General features: G+C 67.9%; 19 protein-coding genes. 11 read left to right on the top strand and 8 right to left on the bottom strand.

Features of this window, described 5'->3' with window-relative positions; translation table 11 throughout:
• Nucleotides 1–7 precede the first annotated feature (7 nt).
• The 3 genes from AMK34_RS06275 to AMK34_RS06285 form a co-directional block, all read right to left on the bottom strand.
• Entirely contained in the window at nucleotides 8–979 is a 972-nt protein-coding gene (locus AMK34_RS06275) for an ABC transporter substrate-binding protein (protein WP_037338701.1), read from the bottom strand.
• A gap of 79 nt (nucleotides 980–1,058) precedes the next feature.
• Entirely contained in the window at nucleotides 1,059–2,072 is a 1,014-nt protein-coding gene (locus AMK34_RS06280; protein WP_073843581.1) for a LacI family DNA-binding transcriptional regulator, read from the bottom strand.
• 356 nt (nucleotides 2,073–2,428) lie between these two features.
• On the bottom strand, nucleotides 2,429–3,475 hold the full coding sequence (locus AMK34_RS06285) for a LacI family DNA-binding transcriptional regulator (protein ID WP_083649751.1): 1,047 nt from the start codon (nucleotides 3,473–3,475) through the stop codon (nucleotides 2,429–2,431).
• A 183-nt stretch (nucleotides 3,476–3,658) separates the two neighbouring features.
• Between AMK34_RS06285 and AMK34_RS06290 the strand changes: the two genes are divergently transcribed.
• The 4 genes from AMK34_RS06290 to AMK34_RS06305 are packed head-to-tail and all read left to right on the top strand — an operon-like array spanning nucleotide 3,659 to nucleotide 8,204.
• The gene (locus AMK34_RS06290) at nucleotides 3,659–4,960 is read left to right on the top strand and encodes an ABC transporter substrate-binding protein (RefSeq protein ID WP_073843583.1); all 1,302 of its coding nucleotides are present in this window, start codon (nucleotides 3,659–3,661) and stop codon (nucleotides 4,958–4,960) included.
• A 3-nt stretch (nucleotides 4,961–4,963) separates the two neighbouring features.
• On the top strand, nucleotides 4,964–5,944 hold the full coding sequence (locus AMK34_RS06295) for a carbohydrate ABC transporter permease (protein WP_038512778.1): 981 nt from the start codon (nucleotides 4,964–4,966) through the stop codon (nucleotides 5,942–5,944).
• A complete protein-coding gene (locus tag AMK34_RS06300) occupies nucleotides 5,941–6,798 on the top strand; it encodes a carbohydrate ABC transporter permease (RefSeq protein WP_038512776.1) in 858 nt (285 codons plus the stop codon). The genes AMK34_RS06295 and AMK34_RS06300 overlap by 4 nt, the downstream gene beginning before the upstream one ends.
• The gene (locus AMK34_RS06305; protein ID WP_038512774.1) at nucleotides 6,795–8,204 is read left to right on the top strand and encodes a GH1 family beta-glucosidase; all 1,410 of its coding nucleotides are present in this window, start codon (nucleotides 6,795–6,797) and stop codon (nucleotides 8,202–8,204) included. The genes AMK34_RS06300 and AMK34_RS06305 overlap by 4 nt, the downstream gene beginning before the upstream one ends.
• Nucleotides 8,205–8,256: 52 nt before the next feature.
• Here AMK34_RS06305 and AMK34_RS06310 read toward each other — a convergent pair whose 3' ends face one another.
• Nucleotides 8,257–9,561, bottom strand: coding sequence for a hypothetical protein (locus tag AMK34_RS06310; protein ID WP_073843585.1), 1,305 nt, complete (start codon nucleotides 9,559–9,561; stop codon nucleotides 8,257–8,259).
• 427 nt (nucleotides 9,562–9,988) lie between these two features.
• Here AMK34_RS06310 and abc-f point away from each other — a divergent pair, with 427 nt between their 5' ends.
• A complete protein-coding gene (gene abc-f, locus AMK34_RS06315; RefSeq protein ID WP_073843587.1) occupies nucleotides 9,989–11,608 on the top strand; it encodes a ribosomal protection-like ABC-F family protein in 1,620 nt (539 codons plus the stop codon).
• A 166-nt stretch (nucleotides 11,609–11,774) separates the two neighbouring features.
• Nucleotides 11,775–13,028, top strand: a complete 1,254-nt coding sequence (locus tag AMK34_RS06320) for an HNH endonuclease signature motif containing protein (protein ID WP_073843589.1) — start codon at nucleotides 11,775–11,777, stop codon at nucleotides 13,026–13,028.
• Between the two features lie 957 nt (nucleotides 13,029–13,985).
• Here the strand turns inward: AMK34_RS06320 and AMK34_RS06325 are convergent.
• On the bottom strand, nucleotides 13,986–14,330 hold the full coding sequence (locus AMK34_RS06325; protein ID WP_038512763.1) for an MmcQ/YjbR family DNA-binding protein: 345 nt from the start codon (nucleotides 14,328–14,330) through the stop codon (nucleotides 13,986–13,988).
• Nucleotides 14,331–14,452: 122 nt separating this feature from the next.
• Here AMK34_RS06325 and AMK34_RS06330 point away from each other — a divergent pair, with 122 nt between their 5' ends.
• Both AMK34_RS06330 and AMK34_RS06335 read left to right on the top strand, forming a co-directional pair.
• Nucleotides 14,453–15,082, top strand: coding sequence for a class I SAM-dependent DNA methyltransferase (locus AMK34_RS06330; protein ID WP_073843591.1), 630 nt, complete (start codon nucleotides 14,453–14,455; stop codon nucleotides 15,080–15,082).
• A gap of 2 nt (nucleotides 15,083–15,084) precedes the next feature.
• Complete coding sequence (locus AMK34_RS06335) at nucleotides 15,085–15,879, top strand: glycosyltransferase family 2 protein (RefSeq protein WP_073843593.1); 795 nt, start codon at nucleotides 15,085–15,087, stop codon at nucleotides 15,877–15,879.
• Here the strand turns inward: AMK34_RS06335 and AMK34_RS06340 are convergent.
• A complete protein-coding gene (locus tag AMK34_RS06340) occupies nucleotides 15,797–16,393 on the bottom strand; it encodes a TetR/AcrR family transcriptional regulator (RefSeq protein ID WP_073843595.1) in 597 nt (198 codons plus the stop codon). The genes AMK34_RS06335 and AMK34_RS06340 overlap by 83 nt on opposite strands.
• Nucleotides 16,394–16,484: 91 nt before the next feature.
• Here AMK34_RS06340 and AMK34_RS06345 point away from each other — a divergent pair, with 91 nt between their 5' ends.
• The gene (locus tag AMK34_RS06345) at nucleotides 16,485–17,855 is read left to right on the top strand and encodes a cytochrome P450 (protein WP_083649752.1); all 1,371 of its coding nucleotides are present in this window, start codon (nucleotides 16,485–16,487) and stop codon (nucleotides 17,853–17,855) included.
• Here AMK34_RS06345 and AMK34_RS06350 read toward each other — a convergent pair.
• Complete coding sequence (locus tag AMK34_RS06350) at nucleotides 17,852–18,436, bottom strand: TetR/AcrR family transcriptional regulator (RefSeq protein ID WP_073843599.1); 585 nt, start codon at nucleotides 18,434–18,436, stop codon at nucleotides 17,852–17,854. The two genes, AMK34_RS06345 and AMK34_RS06350, sit on opposite strands and share 4 nt — an antisense overlap.
• 72 nt (nucleotides 18,437–18,508) lie before the next feature.
• Between AMK34_RS06350 and AMK34_RS06355 the strand changes: the two genes are divergently transcribed.
• Both AMK34_RS06355 and AMK34_RS06360 read left to right on the top strand, forming a co-directional pair.
• Complete coding sequence (locus AMK34_RS06355) at nucleotides 18,509–19,204, top strand: SDR family NAD(P)-dependent oxidoreductase (RefSeq protein ID WP_073843601.1); 696 nt, start codon at nucleotides 18,509–18,511, stop codon at nucleotides 19,202–19,204.
• A 34-nt stretch (nucleotides 19,205–19,238) separates the two neighbouring features.
• On the top strand, nucleotides 19,239–19,691 hold the full coding sequence (locus AMK34_RS06360) for a carboxymuconolactone decarboxylase family protein (protein WP_038512746.1): 453 nt from the start codon (nucleotides 19,239–19,241) through the stop codon (nucleotides 19,689–19,691).
• Nucleotides 19,692–19,695: 4 nt separating this feature from the next.
• On the opposite strand, the gene AMK34_RS06365 is transcribed toward AMK34_RS06360, so the two are convergent.
• On the bottom strand, nucleotides 19,696–20,412 hold the full coding sequence (locus tag AMK34_RS06365; protein WP_083649812.1) for a helix-turn-helix transcriptional regulator: 717 nt from the start codon (nucleotides 20,410–20,412) through the stop codon (nucleotides 19,696–19,698).
• Between the last annotated feature and the right edge of the window lie 4 nt (nucleotides 20,413–20,416).

Below are 20,416 nucleotides of genomic sequence, written 5' to 3' on the forward strand. Positions count from 1 at the left end.
CATCGGCTCAGTACTGGCGTTGCGGCAGCGCGGCCTTGGCCGCGGCCTGGTCGAATTCGGTCTCGGTGGTCTCGATGCGCGGCGGCACCTGCTCCCCGGCGGCGACCTTCTTCACCAGATCCATCAGCTGCGGGCCGAGCAGCGGGTTGCATTCGACGACGTGGTTGATCTTGCCGTCGGCCAGCGCCTGCAGGGCGTCGCGGACGCCGTCGACCGAGACGATCTTGATGTCCTTGCCGGGCACCTTGCCCGCCGCCTCGATCGCTTCGATGGCACCGAGGGCCATGTCGTCGTTGTGCGCGTACAGCACGTCGATCTTGGGCTGGGACTTCAGGAAGGCCTCCATGACCTCCTTGCCCTTCGCCCGGGTGAACTCACCGGTCTGCGACGCGACGACCTTGAACTTCGGGTTCGACGCGATGACGTCGGCGAAGCCCTTCTTGCGGTCGTTCGCCGGTGCGGAACCGGTGGTGCCCTGCAGTTCCACGATGCTGACGTCGCCAGCCGCCGAGCCGAACTCCTTGGCCAGCCACTCGCCCGCCTTCTTGCCCTCGGCGACGAAGTCCGAGCCGAGGAAGGTCTTGTACAGCGACTTGTCCGCCGAGTCGACGGCCCGGTCGGTGAGGATCACCGGGATGTTCGCCGTCTTCGCCTCCTTGAGCACGGTGTCCCAGCCGGATTCCACGACCGGCGAGAAGGCGATCACCTTGACCTTCTGCTGGATGTAGGACCGGATCGCGGCGATCTGGTTCTCCTGCTTCTGCTGCGCGTCGGAGAACTTCAGCTCGATCCCGGCCGCCTTCGCGGACTCCTGGATCGACTTCGTGTTCGCCGTGCGCCAGCCGCTTTCCGCGCCCACCTGGGCGAACCCGAGGGTGAGGGCGCCGCCGCCACCCGTTCCGCCGCCACCGCCGCACGCGGAGAGCAGGAGCAGCCCGGCCACTCCGGCCACGATCGCCGTCCACGGTTTTCTTGCCACATCGACTCCTAGATCCGCACTGATCAATTGAGTTAGCGTTAACATTCGTGCCTTGAGCCGAGGGAAACGGCTCTCGGAGCTACGAAAGACCGGTGCTCTCCCGGACGATCAGTTCGGGGACCACCAGGTCGCGATCTTGGTCCTCACCGCCGTTCATCCGGCGGCGGAGCAGGTCGAACGTGCGCCTGCCGACTTCGACGAAGTCCTGGCGCACGGTCGTCAGCGGCGGCGTGTAGTACGCCGCCTCGGGAACGTCGTCGAAGCCGACGATCCGCATCTCCCCCGGCACGTTCACGCCCGCCTCGGTGCAGGCGCGAAGGAAGCCGAGGGCCATCTGGTCGTTGGCCACGAACACCGCGTCCAGGCCCTTTTCGCCGACGAGGGATCGCCCCGCCGCGTACCCGGACCGCGCACTCCAGTCGCCGCGGATGACGGGCGGGATCGGCGCGCCGTGCCGTTGCAGGGTCTCGCGCCAGCCGCGTTCGCGGTCGAGCGCCTCCAGCCAGTCCTCGGGTCCGGCCACGTGCCAGACGGTCTCGTGCCCGAGGCCGAGAAGGTGTTCGGTGGCGCGGCGCGCGCCGTCGAACTGGTCGACCGAGATCACCGGGACCGGCGCCTTCTCGCCGCCGCCGACCGCGACGAGCGGTACGTCGCTGGGCGCCGCCTCCAGGGCGCGGGCGGCGGTGACATGCGGCGCGATCACGACGATGCCCTCGACGGCCTGCCGGCGGAGGCGCTCCACGGCGTCGGTGATGGACGACCGGCCCGGGCGGCTGATGCTGGTTATGGTCGTCGCGTAGCCGGCCTCGCGGGCGGCGTGCTCGATGCCGCTCAACGTGCTGGCCGGACCGTAGAGGTTGGCCTCCAGCGCGACCACGCCGAGCGTGCCCGAACGGCCGGTGACCAGCGCGCGGGCGACCGAGTTCGGCCGGTAGTCCAGCTGCTCGATCGCCGCGTTGACGCGGACCCGCGTCTCGGCGCGGACCGGGCCGGTGCCGTTGATGACCCGCGAGACCGTCATATGCGAAACACCCGCGAGCGCGGCCACGTCGGTGAGACTGGCCTGCTTGCTCTCGGTGGTTTCGCGTGCCATCGCCTGTCTCCCAATCCCAGTACCGTGTGACGAGTGCCGCAAGTGTTAGCGATAACACGAGCCGGGTCAAGCGCTCCCCGAGTCACAGTCGGGTCACGGACCGGCTCCATGAGCCAAGGTTGGCGTGCCAAGGGCGCCTATCGCCGCGCGCGAATGGACGACACGCGTGACCGGACGGACGACACATGCGTCCAGAGGGACGACTCGCCATGCCGTCCAACCAGTCACGCGTGTCGTCCGTCGGGTCACACGTGTCGTCCGTCCAGTCACGCGAAAACGGCCGGCTCCGCACAAGGAGCCTCGTGAGCGGCAATTCGGACTAGAACCCGAAACGCCACTCACGACCACCCCCGGGTTCAGCTGGAGGCGCGATGCGTGAGCGAGACCGGCAAGATCCGCTGGCGGGGCTTGAGATCCCGGTCGTCCATCACCGCGAGCAGGGTCTCCACCATCGCGTGGACCTGTTCCCGAGGGTCCTGGTGGACCGATGTCAGCGGCGGGTCCATCTCCGGCGCGAGGGTCGCGTTGTCGTCGAAGCTGACGACGGCGACGTCCGAGGGAATCCGCCGTCCGGCGGAATGCAGCGTGCGGAGGGCGCCGAGCGCCATCATGTCGCTGGCCACGAAGACGGCGTCGAGGTCGGGGCGTCGGGCGAGCAGATTCGACATCGCCTTCGCCCCGCCGGTCAGGGTGAAGTCGCCCTCCTCCATCAGGTCCGCGGGGTCGAGACCGGCGTCGAGAAGGGTCTTGCGCCAGCCGGAGAGCCGGTCGATCGCCGCGCTCTGGTCCTGCGGGCCCGCGATCGTGGCGATCCGCCGATGGCCGGCCTCGACCAGATGCGCGACGGCGAGCTTCGCGCCGCCCTCGTTGTCGAAGTCGACGACGTGGACACCGCGTTTGAGCCCGGCCGCCTGCCCGCCGTACACGACCGGGATCCTCAACTGCCGCAACGCCTTGGGCAACGGATCCGTACGATGCGGCGCGAACACCAGCACGCCGTCGACGTGCCCGCCGTCGAGGAACCGGACGGTGCGGTCGAGGTCTTCGCGCGTGTCACTGAAGATCAAGACCATCTGACAGCCGATGTCGGCGAGCTCGCGATAGCCCGCGCGCATGACCGCGGTGCGGTACGGGTCGTCGAGCAGCCGCGCCTCCGGCTCCGACAGCACGACCGCGACCGCACCGGTCCGCTTGGTGACCAGGGATCTGGCCGCCTGGTTCGGGGAGTACCCGAGTTCGCGGGCCGCGGCCTGGACCTTCTCGCGGGAGCGCGCGCTGACGTAGCCGTCGTCGTTCAGCGCACGGGACGCCGTCGACCGGCTGACCCCGGCGGACGCGGCGACGTCTTCCAGCGTCGGCCTGCCGTCTTCCTCTGGTCGAGGCCCCACCAGCGCCACCTTCACTCTTCAGCTCCATCCGGACACCGACAGCTTAGTGTCCGGCGGGCCGCCGCCCTGAGAGCGCTCCCCTGATGGAAACGCTCTCATTACAAGCCCTTGACACGGCCATACCTTGGCGACAGACTCTGCGCATCCTGGGAGCGCTCCCATTTTCTCCTCACCCCCATCAGCAAGGGACACAATGACGTGAGAAGCATCCGGAACGGCCTGGTGCTGGCACTGGGTATCACGATGACGGCGTTCGGACTCGCGGCGTGCGGCGGTGACGACGGCGGGGCGCCCGCCGCGTCCGACCCGAACGCCAAGGTCGAGCTGTCGCTGGCGACGTTCACCGAGTTCGGCTACGAGGAGCTCATCCCCGAGTACGAGCGGCTGCACCCGAACATCAAGATCACCCACCGCAAGACCGGCCAGGGCGGCCCGTACCACCAGGACCTGATCACGAAACTGGCCGCCGGTTCCGGGCTCGCCGACGTCACCGCCGTCGAGGAAGGGCACCTGTCGAACGTCCTCGACAAGGGCTCGAAGTTCAACGACCTCACCAAGATCGGTCCGGCGGAGGTGTCCCCCGACCGCTGGCTCGGCTGGAAGTACGACGCGGCGAAGACCAAGGACGGCAAGGTCATCGGCTACGGGACGGACATCGGCCCGCTGGCCATGTGCTACCGCAAGGACATGCTCGAAGCGGCGGGAATGCCGTCCGACCCTGAGGCGGTCAAACCGCTCTTCGCGACCTGGGACAGCTACTTCGCGGCGGGCGAGCAGTACGTCGCCAAGTCCGGCGGGAAGGCCTGGTTCGACTCGGCCGCGCAGAACTTCAACGCCATGGTCAACCAGCTCCCGACCGGCTATATCGGCAGCGATGACAAGCTCGCGGTGGAATCCAACCAGGGCATCAAGGACGCCTGGACCAAGGTCACCGGCGCCGTCGCGAAAGGACAGTCGGCGAAGCTGACCGCGTTCAGCAACGAGTGGAACTCCGGGTTCAAGCAGGGCGCCTTCGCCACGAAGGTGTGCCCCGCCTGGATGCTCGGCGTGATCGAGGAGCACTCCGGCCCGGAGAACGCCGGCAAGTGGGCGGTCACCGCGGCCTTCCCCGGTGGCGGCGGGAACTGGGGCGGTTCGTACCTCACCGTGCCCACCCAGTCGAAGCACCCGAAGGAGGCGGCCGAACTCGCCGCCTGGCTGACCGCGCCCGAGCAGCAGATCAAGGCGTTCAAGGCGAAGGGCACCTTCCCCAGCCAGGTCAAGGCTTTGGAGGACCCGGCGCTGCTGAGCGAGACCGACGCCTACTTCGGTGGCGCCAAGATCGGGCAGCTGTTCGCCGAGCAGGCCAAGAAGGTCGCGAAGCCGCAGTACAAGGGCCCCGGCGACGGCCAGATCCAGGAGAACGCGTCGAGCCCGGCGCTGCAGGCCGTCGAACAGGGCAAGTCCGCGGCCGAGGGCTGGACGCAACTGCTCGACGCCGCGAAGAAGATCACGCGCTGACCGATGACCGTCGTCGACAAGATCGCACCGGACGAGGCGAAGGCCGGGGCGCGCACGCCGCCCCGGCCCACCCTCCGCCATCGGCTGAGCCGGTGGGACGTCAAGGTCTCGCCGTACCTCTACATCGCCCCGTTCTTCGTGGTGTTCGGGATCGTCGGGCTGTTCCCGCTGCTCTACACGGCGTACGTGTCCCTGTTCAGCTGGGAGGCGGGTGATGACGATCCCACCTTCATCGGGCTGGACAACTTCAAGGAACTGTTCGCCGACACGCAGTTCTGGAACGCGCTCGAGAACACCGTCAGCATCTTCCTGCTCTCCAGCGTTCCGCAGCTGATCATCGCGGTACTCCTGGCGGCGCTGCTCAGCGCCAGGATCCGCGGGGCGACCGGCTGGCGCGTCGGCGTCCTGCTCCCGTACGCCGCCAGCCTGGTGGCACTCGGCATCATCTTCGCGAACCTGTTCGGGCCGAAGTACGGGCTGGTCAACGGTCTGCTGCAGACGATCGGGCTGGACCCGGTCGACTGGCAGGCCGGCCGGTTCAGCAGCCATGTCGCGATCGCGATCATGGTGAACTGGCGCTGGACCGGGTACAACGCGCTGATCGTGCTGGCGGCGATGCAGGCCATCCCGAAGGAACTGCACGAGGCCGCCCTCATCGACGGCGCGGGGACAGCGCGCCGGTTCTTCAGCATCACGCTGCCCTTGCTGAAGCCGACGCTGATCTTCGTCACGATCACTTCGACGATCGGTGGCCTGCAGATCTTCACCGAGCCCAAGCTGTTCGACGCCATGCCGGGCTCGAACAACGGCGGCTCGTCCAACCAGTTCCAGACCGTGACGTTGTACCTCTACCAAACGGCCTTCGAGAACTACGAACTCGGTTATGCCTCGGCGATCGCGTGGGTGCTGTTCGTGATCATCGTGCTGATCGCGCTGGTGAACTTCTTCCTCACCGGCAGGCTCACGGCGGTGAAGAAGAAATGACCACGATCCACAAGGGACTCAAGCGGGGCGTCTCGGCGCTGGGCAAACCACGCCGGGCGACCTACGTCGTGCTCACGATCTTCGTGCTGGGCTCGCTCTTTCCGTTCTACTGGTCGTTCCTGGTGGCCAGCCGGGACAGCGGGATGCTCACCGAACGGGTGCCGCCCTTCCTGCCGGGCGGGAACTTCTTCGCCAACGCGGCGAGGGTGTTCGACACGGTGCCGTTCTGGAAGGCGCTCGGGAACAGCCTGATCGTGTCCGGCACGGTCACCCTCACCACGGTTTTGTTCTCGGCGCTCGCCGGGTTCGCGTTCGCCAAACTGCGGTTCCGCGGCCGGAACGGGCTGTTCGTGTTCATCGTCATCACCCTCGCCGTGCCGACCCAGCTCGGCATCATCCCGCTGTTCATGGCCATGTCGGAATTCGGCTGGGCGGGCGGGTTGCAGTCGGTCATCGTGCCGAACCTGGTGACCGCGTTCGGTGTCTTCTGGATGCGGCAGTACACGCTGGACGCGGTGCCGTACGAACTGATCGAGGCGGCGAGGGTCGACGGCTGCAGCATGATCCGGATCTTCTGGAACGTCTGCCTGCCCGCGGTCCGCCCGGCGGCGGCGATCCTGGCGATGTTCACGTTCATGACGTCGTGGAACGACTTCCTGTGGCCGCTCGTGGTGCTGGACGCCGGCAACCCCACCGTCCAGCTGGCGCTGGAGAAGCTGCAGAGCGGCTACTACGTCGACTATTCGCTGGTGCTGGCCGGAACCACCCTGGCCACCATCCCGATCCTCATCGTCTTCCTCCTCCTCGGCCGCCAGATCGTGGCCGGGATCATGCAAGGTGCCGTGAAAGGGTGACCATGTCCGCTCATCCCGACAGTGTCCGGGCGAAGACCGCGCTGCTGTTCCCGCCCGGATTCGTGTGGGGCGCCGCCACCGCGGCCTTCCAGGTCGAAGGGGCGACGACCGCCGACGGCCGGACGGACTCGATCTGGGACGTCTTCGCCCGCCGCCCCGGGGCCGTCGTCGGCGGCGACACCGGCGAACCGGGCGCCGACCATTACCGGCGCTACGCCGAAGACGTCGACCTGATGCGGCGGCTCGGGCTCGGCGCGTACCGGTTTTCCCTGTCGTGGCCGCGGATCCGGCCCGACGGCGGCGCCCCGAATCCCCAGGGGCTCGCGTTCTACGACCGGCTCGTCGACAAGCTGCTCGAAGCCGGAGTGGAGCCCTGGGCGACGCTGTATCACTGGGATCTCCCCCAGTCCCTGGAAGACCAGGGCGGCTGGGCGGCGCGCGAGACCGCCTTCCGGTTCGCCGAATACGCCGAAACGGTCGTCGCGCACCTGGGCGACCGCGTGCCGCGCTGGTCCACCCTGAACGAGCCGTGGTGTGCCGCGATGCTGGGCTACGCGCGCGGGATCCACGCGCCCGGCAGGCAGGAGCCCCGCGCCGCCGTCGCGGCCGCGCACCATCTGCTGCTGGGGCACGGGCTCGCGATGGACGTCCTGCGGCGACACGCGCCCGCCGCGTCGTCGGGGGTGACACTGAACCTGTATCCGGTGTCGGCGGTCGACCCATCGTCCACTGTGGACGTGGAGGCCGCGCGCCGGATCGACGGTCTGCAGAACCGGCTGTTCCTGGACCCGGTGCTTCGTGGCTCCTACCCGGCGGACCTGCGAGCCGACCTGGCGCCGCTCGGCATCGAGGAGCTCGTGCGGGACGGCGATCTCGCGACCATCGCCACCCCGATCGATTGGCTGGGCATCAACTACTACCGCGGCTACCAGGTCGCGGGCACTCCCCTGCCCGGCAGCGAACCGGCGGGCGCCGACTGGCTCGGCTCCCCCGACGTCCATTTCGTCCCCGACGAGGCGGCACCACGCACCGACTCGGGCTGGGAAGTCCAGCCGTCGCGGCTCACCGAATGCCTGCTTCAGGTTCACCGCGACTATCGGCCGATCCCGTTGTACATCACCGAAAACGGCGCTTCGTATCCCGACGCGCTGATCGGCGGGGATATCGCGGACACCGACCGGATCGCCTTCCTCGACTCGCATCTGCGCGCCGCTTACGAGGCGATCGAGGCGGGCGTGGACCTGCGCGGCTACTTCTACTGGTCGCTGCTCGACAACTTCGAGTGGGCGGAGGGGTACGCCAAGCGGTTCGGCCTGGTGCACGTCGACTACGCGACCCAGCGGCGGACGCCGAAGCGGAGCGCGCTCTGGTACGCCCGGACGATCAGCCTGAACGGGCTGAGCTGACGGCAAGGGTTGTTCGGGCGGTTCTTCGTCCCGAACAACCCTTGCCTGACGGCTACCGGCGGATGACCGCGGCCCGTTCGGCGACGGCCCGCTGGTCAGAACCACGGGCCTCGGCGGTCCGGAAGTCGTCGCCGCAACCGGGCACGTCCGCCGGGTAGACACAGTTGTCCGGCAGGTTGCCGCTCACCGCGGCCCCGTTCACCAGCGCGACGTGCGCGTCGAGCGTGTGGATGCCACCACCGGACGCCGGAAGCGGGTACGAGCCGGCTCCAGGCTCGCCCGCGACGTTGTCGCTGACCTTCACGTCGTCGAGCGTGAGAGTGTCGTCGAATACGCCGATTCCGCCGCCTCGGCCTCCGTAGCCGGCGTATCCGGAGTATCCGCCCGGCCCCGCGACACCGGCGTCACCGCCTCGGCCCGACTGGTTGCTCGCCACGGTCGCGCCTACGATGGCGGGATTCAGCAGTACTCCCCCGCTGGACGACACGAACACGCCGCCCGCGACGCCACCGCTGCCGCCGTCTCCGGCTCCGCCGCCCTCGGCACCTCCCGTGCCGCCCTTGCCACCGGCCCCGGCGCTGTTACCGGTGATGATGCCACCGGTGATCCGCAGGACGGTGCCGCTGAGAGCGTCGATGCCCCCGCCGAATCCGGCGGACCCGCCTCGGCCGCCCGGTTTGGCGGCCACGCCGTTTCCACCCGGCCCGCCGGCCCCACCGACGTTCCCGGTGATCTTGGTACGAGTGATCGTCAACGAGATCTGCGACGAAGAGTACGAGGAGATGCCGCCGCCGAAACCGCCGCCGCCCCCACGTCCGGCGTAGGCGGTCGCGGTCGCGTCGGCGCCGGGAGCCCCCGAGCCCGCGGTGTTGCCACTGATGACGCTGTCGGTGATGGTCAGCGGACCCCAGCTCTGGATACCACCGCCGGATCCACCCGGATTCGCGTCGCCATAGGAGTTGGTCCCGACTCCGTCGGAAGCGTGACCACCGGCGATCGTGACCTCGTTCAGTGTCAGGTCCCCCCAATTGGAGATGATCCGGAATCGGGGCGCGTCCTTGGCGCGTTCGATCGTGGCGTGATTGCCTTGGACGGTGAGCTTTCCCTCGATGGAGGGCAGCCCGGAATTCCAGGTGGAGTCGGCGACCGCCGTGAGCGTGTAGACGCAGTTCGCCGCCAGGGTCAGCGTGTCCGGCTCGGCGGTGGCGTTGGCGTCGGCGACCGCCTGGACCAGCGCGGCGGGATCACAGGGAACGGCGGTTTCGGCGGCTTCCGCCGGTTGGGCGACCAGGGCGAACGTCCCCAGCACGATGGCCGTGGTCGCGATTCGTCTTCGGCATCCGGCACTCGGCGTCATCGAAGAACCTCTCAGGTCAAGGAATCGGATGAGGACGTTTTCGCGGAATTCCCCAGTCGCGAAAACGTCGCACCGAGAACATTAGAAGTGCCAATCCGGCTCTTCAATGGATATGATCCACATCACACGATTACCGATTATCGGGAATCGTGGCGAAAAACCGAATATAAAGCGGAAGTCGTACCGGATCACGGTCGCGCGGTGGGAATGCGGTGGCCGAGTCCCGGCAGGTCTTGTTATCGTGGGGACGGACCTGATCGACGAACAGGGAGACCAGACGTGGCAGGTGAAGACGACATCTCCGGGTGAGCCGGAGTTGGCAGGCCACCGGCGTTGACGCCGACGTGGCCACTTTGTCGTCCCTTCACAGCCACGTCCACCGCGGTGCGGCCTTGCGGCGCCCGCTGTCTTCCACGAGGTCATTTCCATGTCAGACGCCTTCGTCGTCGTATCCGCCCTGTCCTTCGCCTGGCCGGACGACACCCCGGTCTTCGACGACCTGTCCTTCACCGTGCCCGGCGGCCGCACCGGCCTGGTCGCGCCGAACGGGGCGGGCAAGAGCACGCTGCTCAAACTGATCGCCGGCGAACTGCGGCCGGTGTCCGGATCCGTCTCCGCGCAGGGAGTCCTCGGCTACCTGCCGCAGTCGCTACCGCTCACCGCCGACCTCAATGTGGCCGAGGTACTCGGCATCGCGCCGCAGCTCGCGGCACTGAGCGCCATCGAGTCCGGCGATGCGAGCGAAGAACACTTCACCACCATCGGGAACGACTGGGACATCGAGGAGCGCACCCGCGCGCAGCTCGACCGGCTCGGTCTCGACGGCATCTCGCTGGACCGGAGCCTGCGGACGTTGAGCGGCGGGCAGATCATCTCCCTCGGCCTGGCGGCACAGTTGCTGAAACGGCCGGACATCCTGCTGCTGGACGAACCGACCAACAACCTCGACCTCGACGCCCGGCGCAAGCTCTACGGCGTACTCGAGGACTGGTCCGGCTGCCTGCTGCTGGTGAGTCACGACCGCGAACTGCTCGACCGGATGGACCGGATCGCCGAACTCGACCGCGGCGACCTCCGTTACCACGGCGGCAATTTCACACAGTACGAAGCGGCGGTCAAGGCCGAACAGGAGGTCGCCGAGCGCAACGTCCGCAGCGCCGAGCAAGAGGTCAAACGCGAGAAGCGGGAGATGCAGCAGGCACGCGAACGGGCGGCGCGGCGCGCGGGCAACGCGGCCCGCAACCTCGGCAACGCCGGGCTGCCGAAGATCTTCGCCGGTACCATGAAACGCAACGCCCAGGAGTCCGCCGGCAAGGCGAACGAGACGCACGCGGCCCGGGTCAGCGACGCGAAGAACCGCCTCGACGAGGCCGAACGCTCCCTCCGCGACGACCAGAAGATCGCGCTGATCCTGCCGGGCACCAACGTCCCCGCCGGGCGCACGATGTTCCACGGCGAGCACATCCAGGTCCGCTACGGGGACCGGAACGTCTTCGCGGGCGATGGCGTCGACCTGACGATCCGCGGCCCCGAACGGATCGCGCTGACCGGCGGGAACGGCACGGGGAAGTCGACGCTCCTGCGGGTGCTCAACGGCGACCTCACGCCGGACAGCGGCGTGTTGAAGCGGGCGGAGGGCCGAATCGCGTACCTCTCGCAACGGCTCGACCTCCTGGACCTCGACCGGACCATCGCCGAGAACTTCGCCACCTTCGCCCCGAGCCTCCCCGAGTCACAGCGGATGACCCTGCTCGCCCGCTTCCTGTTCCGAGGCGCGCGAAGCCAGCTTCCCGTCGGAGTGCTCTCCGGTGGCGAGCGCCTTCGAGCCACCCTGGCCTGCGTCCTGTTCGCCGAGCCCGCGCCGCAATTGCTCCTGCTGGACGAGCCGACGAACAATCTGGACCTGGTCAGCGTCGGACAGTTGGAGAGTGCGCTGGGTGCTTATCAGGGGGCTTTCGTGGTGGTGAGTCACGATGAGCGGTTCCTGAAGGAGATCAAGGTGGATCGGCGGGTTCGGTTGACCGATGGGGCCCTTGTCGAGTCCTGATCCGCGCTTTGGGGTGTCCGGTTTCGCATTTGGAGGACTAACTGCGGCTCGTTTTCCTTGCGTGATCTTCGCGTGGGGTGGCGTCACTCTTCAGTGTTGTTCGCGCGTTTCGTTTGTTGCTTAAAATTACGAACAGGTGTTCGATTTAAGGGTGTATTATGAAGGAGTGTCCGAGACCTTCCTTCCCGAGTTGCCGCAGGAGCTGTGGCGTGCCGGCAAGCTGGAGCTTGCTCATGGTGTGCAGCAGTCGTTGCAGGTGATTCGGATCGCGACCGCCTGTCTAGGCCGGTTCCTGGCGGAGATCGAGTCTCGGGGCGCCAAAGACTTGTACGGGCATGGGAGTACGGCCAGTTGGTTCGCGGAGATTGCGGGGCTGTCACGCGGTGAGGCGGGTCCGATCGTGAAGCGCGCGATCGCGTTGAACCCCACCCGAGCCTTGGATGGCACGGAGGTTCCGCCTCTCGCTCCCGCCACTGCCGCCGTCGCCGCTCAGGGACTGGTCGGGGATGAGCGGATCGATCAGATCCTGGAGATCCTGAAAAACCTCCCCGCCGACATTTCAGCCGAGGACCGGGCCGGTGCGGAGCAGATCCTCGGCAACCTCGCCCCGAACGCCGGACCTCGCCAGCTCGCCAAGGCCGAGGCGAACCTGCAGGACTTGCTCAACCCCGACGGCAACGAACCCAAAGACCCCGAACCCAAGGAACCGCGCCGCGAGATCACCTTGGAACGGCGCAAGGATGGGTTCTGGAAACTGACCGGTCTTCTCGATGACGAGACCGGGGCCCGGACCGCCGCCGCGTTGGAGGCGCACGCGCAGCCGCGGCCGGTGGATGAGTTCGGGCAGGCGGATCTGCGGATGAAGTGCGAACGCATGGGAGATGCCTGGGCCGAGCTCCTCGATCTGGCGATCGCGTGCCCGGACCAGCCCGGCACCAGCGGCTACCGCACGCTCGTGCATGTCACCGTCGGACTTGAGGAACTGAAGTCGGGTCTCGGCACCGCGTGTCTCGACTTCGTGGGGACGATGACGGCGCGGGAAGCCCGGCTAGCGGCCTGTGATTGCCTGATGGTGCCGGTCGTGATGGGTGCCTCGGGCGAGCCGCTGGATATGGGGCGCCTGAGACGGTTCGTCACCCCCGGCCAACGACGAGCGCTCAACATCCGAGATGGCGGTTGCGCATTCCCGGGCTGTCATCGGAAGCCGAAGAATTGCCACGCTCATCATATTGAGCACTGGGCAGACGGCGGGCCGACAGATCTCCGGAATCTCGTGTTGCTCTGCGGCTTCCATCATCGGCTGATTCACCACGGCGACTGGGAAGTACGCATGGCGGCCGATGGCCTACCGGAGTTCATTCCACCCCAGTACAGGGACCCACTCCGAAAACCTCGGCGCAACACCCTGCACCACGTCTGAACCCCGAAGAGCCCGTCGGCCACGCCGGCGACGGGCCCTTCGGCATGCCCGTGTGGGTTTTGGGACATCTGACGTGCCAAAACCCACACAGTCCATCGCGCTGATCCCCAGAACTCGCCACTCGGCGACAAAGCCCTCCGTATCCGCGACTGAGGGCCTGCGCCTCCCCAAGATTCATCGACGACCGAAGCATTGCCAGGCCCGGCACCCGCACACGAGGCCGAACATCCATGCGGGCCCCGAGCCCTCCCTAACGAACGACCGCGACCGGTCCGATCACGCACGACTGTGTGGATTTCGGGTCATCCAACGCCCCAAAATCCACACATTCCCTCGCCAACGGACCGGTCACGAACCCAAAGACCGAGCGGAGCCCCGCAGCACCTCGGCGACGAAAGTACCGAGCCCGCGAAATCAATCCACCGCAGAAAAGAAAAGGTCCCGCTTCCGCTCAGCGAAGGCTGGGGGTTCCTGCGAGCAGGAAGCGGGAGTTTGTGGCCGGTACGGGGGCCGCCTCTCGGCGAGTGGCTCAACACGGCTCCGGCCGAACCGGTATTCCGCGAAGGCGAAGGGTGAGGCCCGGGGGCACCATCCGTACCGACACTCTCTACAACGCACCACCGCCGGAAATGTTCCCCGCCGACGAGCCCGAATCGATGTGACCCGCGTCTACACGAACAAAAGAGTGACCCACGTCAACGGACGGAATAAAAAGACCCGCTCCCGCTCAGCGAAGGCCTGGGGGTTACCTGCGAGCGGAAGCGGGAGCAAAGGCCGATACGGTGGGCCGCCTCTCGGCGAAAGGCACGACATGGCTCCGGCCGAACCGGTATTCCATGAAGGCGAAGGGTGAGGCCCGGGGGCACCATCCGTACCGACACCCTCTACAACGCCACGCCCCCGAAAACGTTCCCCAGGAAAAGAGTGACGCGCGTCAACACACGAATGCGCTAACGCTCAGCACGGCGGTGGAACCTGCGCGACGAGTTCTTCGGGAGCGGAAAGCCGCCATGCCTCGTAGACCAATTCGGTGAGCTCGTCGGATTCGATACCGTCGAGGTAGACCACCACCCAGCCGAATCCCCCGGCGGTGAACTGCACCTCGAAGACATCGGGTCGTTCGGCCACGAGGGCTTCCTGTTCCGAGAGGGTCTGCTTCAGTCCGACGGTCTGGGTCCGCGGCCAGTAGTAGCCGAACCGCTTCCCGCGCACGCTGAACGACTCCCACTCCTTCGCGTCGGAGCGCTCGACGTCGGCGAGCGTCTTCAGCATCCGGTGGAACTCGTCACTCGACACGCTCATCTGTACCCCAAACCCCAGGAACTCCGTCCGCCCCAGTCTAAACAGCCACTTCCGTTGAGAACGCGAGACGGCGGAACGGTAGATTCGCCGAGGGAGATCCACTCGATCCGGGGAGCTGCGCAATGGACCGACCCGTCACCGCGGCGGAGCTGTTCGACGCCATCGGGTCCGACTACGAAGACGTCTTCGGGCGGGCTCCGGCGGTCGACAAGGCGGTGCGGCATCTGCTGGACACCCTGCCGCCGTCGTCGAGGGTGCTCGACATCGGCAGCGGTACCGGCAAGCCGGTCGCCGAGGATCTGTCCGCCGCGGGCCACCGGGTGACCGGGCTCGACGTGTCGCCGGTGATGATCGACATCGCGCGCGAGCGGGTTCCGGCCGCCACCTTCGTCCACGCCGACGTGCGCGAATGGGCCTCGCCACCCCAGACCTGGGAGGCCGTCTGCGCCTTCTTCCCGTTCCTCCAGATGCCACGCAAGGACACCGAAGCCGTGCTCGCCGACATCGCGCGCTGGCTGGTACCGGGTGGCCTTTTCGCGCTGGTCACCGTTCCGCGGGACGCCGAGGACGCGCCGGCGGAGTTCTTCAGCCGCTCCTTCCTCGTGACCAGTTTCGCGCCGGACGACCTCGTCCGGCGGGTCGAGGCGGCCGGGCTGGAGGTCACCGGCACGCACTCGGAGGTCTTCACCGCGGACGAGCCGGGGACCCCGCCGGAGGAGCATCTCCTGATCACCGCTCGGCGCCCGGGCTGATCATGCCGACCATCAGCGTGATCACGCCGGTCCACGCCCCGAGCCTGCCGTACTTGACCGAGGCCTACGAATCCCTCGCCGCGCAGGAACTCCCGCCCGGCTGGAGCTGGGAATGGCTGGTGCAGGAAGACGGCGAGACCGGCCTGCTCGACGGCGCCCTCCCCGCGGACGCACGAGTGCTGCCCGGCTCGGGCCGCCGGGGCGGTCCCGGGGTCGCGCGGATGATGGCCCTGTCACGCGCCTCCGGGGAGCTGATCAAAGCCCTCGACGCGGACGACCTCCTCACCCCCGGCGCGCTCTCGCGGGACATCGCCGCGCTCGCGGATCCCGCCATCGGCTGGACCACTTGCCGGGTCCTCGACCTCCTCCCGGACGGGACCACGGCCGGCTTCGACAGTGACCCCGACGAGGGGCCGATCGAGCGCGGCGCGATCCTGCGGCACTGGCAGCGCAACGGCTACGTGTCGTCGGTGGTGGCCGGGACCTTGTGCATCCGCCGCGAACTTCTGCTGGAGCTGGGCGGCTGGATGGCGCTGCCCGCGTCGGAGGACACCGGGCTGATCCTCGCCGCCAACGCCTGCTCGCACGGCTACTTCATCGCCACGTGCGGCATGTACTACCGGAAGTGGCCAGGACAGGTCACCAAGTCCGCGGCACACAACGACGACGGCGAGCGGCTCGCGCGGATGAAACTGATCGAGGAACGAGCCGAGGTCATGTTGGCAGGTCGACGATGTCGAGCAACGCCTTCGCGCACAGATCCCGGATCTCCTCCCGGGTCAGCCTCCGGTACTTGAGCCAGTCGAGGCAGACCGCCACGACGAACGCCAGCCAGCCGCGGACGAGCACCCGCAGGGCCTCCGGCGGCTCGCTGTCCGGGCACAGCACCTCGAGGATGCGGCGGCCCTGTTCGGCGAAGTTGTTGTCCAGGACCTCGCGGACGCCGTCGACGGCGATGGACGTGCCCGAATGCAGGGCCCGGTACCCGTCCTCGTTGGCTTCGACATAGCGGAGGTACGCGTCGAGGCCGGCCGTCAGCTGCTCCTCGACCGGCAGCGTGGGGTCCGACTTGGTCATCTCGAGCAGCCGCTCGCCCTGTGACCTGATGACCTCGGTGACGAAGTCCCGTTTCGTCGGGAAGTAGTGGTACAGCAGCCCTCGGGACACTTCGGCGATGTCCGCGACCTGCTCGATCCACACGTCGTCGTACGGCCGCTCCGCGAACAGGCGGGCACCGATCCGCAGCAGTTGTTCCCGCCGCTCGGCGGTGGACAGCCTGCTGCGGGGCTTCCCGGAAGTACTCGGCGCCATCCGGGCATCGTACTTACTTGACACGGGTTCAGTAACAGGCCACGCTCGCTATTGGATGCCGGTTCAACAGCGCTCACCCTGGAGGGGCTCGATGGCCACCGCTCTCCCCCATCCCCCGCGACGGATTCCGCTGATCGGCGACGTGCTCGGCGTTTCGCCGAAGACGCCGGTCCAGGACTCGATGCGGCACGCGGCCGAGCTGGGCCCGGTCTTCGAGCGCAAGGTGTTCGGCCGGAGCATCGTGTTCGTGCACGGCGCTCAGATGGTCGCCGACCTTTCCGACGAGAAGCGGTTCGCGAAGCACGTCACTCCCGCGATCTCGAACCTCCGCCCGCTCGGCGGCGACGGGCTGTTCACCGCGCACAACGAAGAGCCGAACTGGCGGCGTGCGCACGAGATCCTCGCGCCCGCGTTCAGCCGCAACGCCATGCAGCGCTACCACCCCACGATGCTGGCGATCACCCGCGAACTGCTGGACACGTGGGACAGAGGCGGCGAAGTCGACGTCGCGGACGACATGACCAAGCTGACGCTGGAGACCATCGGCCGGACGGGTTTCGGCTACAGCTTCTCGTCGTTCGAACGCGCCGAACCGCATCCGTTCGTCGCCGCGATGGTCCGCACGCTGCGGCACGCGCAGCGGAAGGCCATCCAGCCGCCGGTCATCGGCCCGCTCCTGAGCCGGAAAGCCAACCAGCGCAACGAAGCCGACCTCGCGTTCCTGCACTCCGTCGTCGCCGACGTGATCGAGGCACGCCGGAACGATCCGAGCACCGAAGACCTGCTCGGGCTCATGCTGAACACCACGCAACCGAGCACCGGCGCGGCACTGGAGGAGGACAACATCCGGCACCAGATCATCACTTTCCTCGTGGCAGGCCACGAAACCACGTCGGGCGCGCTGTCGTTCGCCCTGTACTACCTCGCCCGCAACCCGGACGTCCTGGCCCGCGCGCGGTCCGAAGTGGACAAGGTCTGGGGCGAGAACCCGGATCCGTCCTACGAAGAGGTCGCCAAGCTCCGCTACGTCCGGCGAGTGCTCGACGAAGCGCTCCGGCTCTGGCCGACGGCGCCCGCGTTCGCACGCCAAGCCCAGGTGGACGTCGGCGGCGAGTACCCGATGCGGAAGGGGCAGTGGGCGCTGGTCCTCATCCCGGCGCTGCACCGTGATCCCGTCTGGGGAGACGATCCCGAGTCCTTCGATCCGGACCGCTTCTCTCCGGAACGCAACCGTGCCCGGCCGGCGCACGTCTACAAACCCTTCGGCACCGGCGAGCGTGCCTGCATCGGGCGGCAGTTCGCCCTGCACGAGGCGACGCTGGTGCTCGGCATGCTGCTGAGCCGGTACGACCTGCGGAGCGACCCGTCCTACCGGCTGAAAGTGCAGGAATTGCTCACCCTCAAGCCGGAGGGCTTCAAGCTGGAGGTCTCGCTCCGCGACCGTGCTTCGGTGCCCGCCTAAGCCTTGAGCAGTCCGTCGAACAATGCGTCCACCAGGGCGCGGGGGACGCTCGCTCCGGTCAGCGCCCGGTAGACGATCGGGCCGATGACGGCGTCGAGCGCGGCGTCGAGGTCCAGCGCGGTCGAGACCTCCCGCGTCTCGATCCCGCGCGCGAGGAGTTCTCGTTCCAGCTCCCGGCGCGGGCCGAGATAGCGGTCGTGCAGGCTCTTGGCGGTCTCAGGGCTGTGCTGGGCCTCGGCGATGAGCGCGAGCAGGACCTTGCCCGCCGGGTCGCGGGTGACGAACCGCGCGTAGCCGCGGAAGTAGCCGCGAAGCTCGGACGGCTTGTCCACCGGGACCGCGAAGCGCTTCTCACTGTCCTCGATGAGCGTGTCGAGCAGGATCTCGACCTTCGACGGCCACCAGCGGTAGATCGTCTGCTTGGCGACCCCCGCCCGGCGCGCGATCGCCTCGATGGTCAACCGCGCGAAACCGTGCTCGACGAGCAGGTCGTCCGCGGCATGGAGCACGGCCAGGCGGGCGGCCTCGTCGCGCTGGTTGCCGGAGCGCGCCCTGCGGGGCTGCGAATTCACCGCTGGCATGCGGCCACCCTACCGCGCTATTGTCGAGACGCAACGTCTCGTCTAGACAAATCTCTTCATCAAGGAGTTTTCGTGTCTCGAACAACCGAGCGCCAGGCTCTCGTCATCGGCGCTTCACGCGGCCTGGGACTGGCTCTGGCCGAGGAGCTCACCCGGCGCGACTGGCAGGTCGTCGCCACCACGCGCCAGAGCGGAGGCGACCTTCAGGAGAAGGCCGACGCCTCGAACGGGCGGCTGCGGGTCGAATCACTGGAGATGACCAGCGACGAGCAGCTCGCCGCCCTGCGTGAACGGCTCGACGGCACCAAGCTCGACCTGCTCTTCGTCAACGCCGCGATCGACCGCGGGAATCTGCCGATCACCGAGGTCTCCACCGAGACCTTCGCCGAAGTCATGATCACCAACGCGTTGCGCCCGCTGCGCACCCTGGAGGCACTTCGCGACCTGGTCGTACCTGGTGGCACCGTCGCGGTCATGTCGTCGAGGCAGGGCAGCATCTCGCTGAACACGAGGCCGGGATTCGAGGCCTACAAGGCCAGCAAGGCCGCGCTCAACCAGTTGATGCGCAGCTACTCGACCCGGTACGCCGAGGACGGGCACACCAAGCTCCTCATCCACCCCGGCCACAACCAGACGCCGCTCGGCGGCTCCGGCGCTCCTCTCACCGCCGCGGAGAGCATGCCTGCCGTCGTCGACGTCCTCGAAGCGCAGGCGGGTGCACCCGGTCTGCAGTTCTTGGATCTCTACGGCGAAATCGTGCCCTGGTAGGTCACATCTCCGCTTCGGGATCCGTCAGACCGGTATGGAAACCCGCATCCCGAACCCCGCCCTGTCGAACCCCGCCACCCTGAAAGCCTTGATCGCGTTGTCGGAATCGGCCGGCGACACCGGTGTCCCGAACACCACGCACTACCTCATGCACGTCCGCGCGAGCCAGATCAACGGCTGCAGCGGCTGCCTGGACATGCACACCAAGGAAATGCGCAAGGCAGGCGAGTCCGACGAGCGCATCTTCACCGTGGCGGCGTGGCGCGACACCGCCTACTACACCGACGCCGAACGCGCGGCGCTCGCGCTGGCCGAGGCCCTCACCCGGATCGCGGACCGGGCCGACCCGGTCGACGACGCGGTCTGGAACGAGGCGGCTCGTCATTACGACGAAAAGCAGCTCTCCAGCCTGGTCCTCTCGATCGCCGCCATCAACACCTGGAACCGGCTCAACGTCGCCACCCGGCAGATCGCCGGCGCCGCCTGACGGGCTATTCGGCCTGCCGTAGCTCCACACAGCACTCGGCCGCGCCGGGAACGAGGGCCGCTTCCACGTTCCCGGCGCGCACGCCGTTCAGGAAACCGGCCAAGAAGGCCTGGTTGATCCCGCAGACCAGGTCCGGGGCCTTCTCGGCCAGCGGATGGAACGGACAGTTCCGCAACCGGACGCAGGTCCTGCTGTCCCGGCTCGGTTCGAAGCCATAGCGGCGAAGCATCCCTTCGGCCACGGTGAGCGCACGTTCGGCACCGAGCCTGCCGGGCCGTGTCCGCGCGCGTTCCTCCTCACCCGCCGCGAAGCCCCGCTCCCCCGCGACGCGGCGGACGGCCTCCCTCGCCGTCTCGCCGCTCTCTTCGGCGAGCACGGCCTCGGCGAGGATGTCCGCGAGCACCTCGTGCCGCCGGGCGGGAAGCTGCACCTGGATGGTGTCGTCGACGGGTTCGTAGACCTTCGGCCTGCGCCCCACCTTCACCACCGGGCCCGCCGCGAAACCGAATCTGAGCAGCCCGGCGTCCACGAGTTTGTCGAGATGGAAGGCGGCGAGCTTGCGGGAGATCCCCACCGCGGCCGCCGCCTCGTCCCGGGTGACCGGGCGCCGCTCGCGCCGCGCGTAGGCGTACATACCCCGGCGAAGGTCGTCGTCGAGAGCCGCCACCGCGGCGATGGCGGGGACGTCGAGGCCGTCCGGATCGGGCACTGTCACGTACACCACG

It is taken from the genome of Amycolatopsis sp. CB00013 (genome assembly GCF_001905755.1).
Lineage (GTDB): Bacteria > Actinomycetota > Actinomycetes > Mycobacteriales > Pseudonocardiaceae > Amycolatopsis > Amycolatopsis japonica.

Excerpts from the sequence above, each read along its gene's own strand:
- AMK34_RS06295 (WP_038512778.1), top strand. The coding sequence starts at position 4,964 with ATGACCGTCGTCGACAAGATCGCACCGGACGAGGCGAAGGCCGGGGCG.
- AMK34_RS06325 (WP_038512763.1), bottom strand. The coding sequence starts at position 14,330 with ATGAGCGTGTCGAGTGACGAGTTCCACCGGATGCTGAAGACGCTCGCC.
- AMK34_RS06310 (WP_073843585.1), bottom strand. The coding sequence starts at position 9,561 with ATGACGCCGAGTGCCGGATGCCGAAGACGAATCGCGACCACGGCCATC.
- AMK34_RS06300 (WP_038512776.1), top strand. The coding sequence starts at position 5,941 with ATGACCACGATCCACAAGGGACTCAAGCGGGGCGTCTCGGCGCTGGGC.
- AMK34_RS06335 (WP_073843593.1), top strand. The coding sequence starts at position 15,085 with ATGCCGACCATCAGCGTGATCACGCCGGTCCACGCCCCGAGCCTGCCG.
- AMK34_RS06350 (WP_073843599.1), bottom strand. The coding sequence starts at position 18,436 with ATGCCAGCGGTGAATTCGCAGCCCCGCAGGGCGCGCTCCGGCAACCAG.
- AMK34_RS06345 (WP_083649752.1), top strand. The coding sequence starts at position 16,485 with ATGGCCACCGCTCTCCCCCATCCCCCGCGACGGATTCCGCTGATCGGC.
- abc-f (WP_073843587.1), top strand. The coding sequence starts at position 9,989 with ATGTCAGACGCCTTCGTCGTCGTATCCGCCCTGTCCTTCGCCTGGCCG.
- AMK34_RS06330 (WP_073843591.1), top strand. The coding sequence starts at position 14,453 with ATGGACCGACCCGTCACCGCGGCGGAGCTGTTCGACGCCATCGGGTCC.
- AMK34_RS06280 (WP_073843581.1), bottom strand. The coding sequence starts at position 2,072 with ATGGCACGCGAAACCACCGAGAGCAAGCAGGCCAGTCTCACCGACGTG.
- AMK34_RS06340 (WP_073843595.1), bottom strand. The coding sequence starts at position 16,393 with ATGGCGCCGAGTACTTCCGGGAAGCCCCGCAGCAGGCTGTCCACCGCC.
- AMK34_RS06360 (WP_038512746.1), top strand. The coding sequence starts at position 19,239 with ATGGAAACCCGCATCCCGAACCCCGCCCTGTCGAACCCCGCCACCCTG.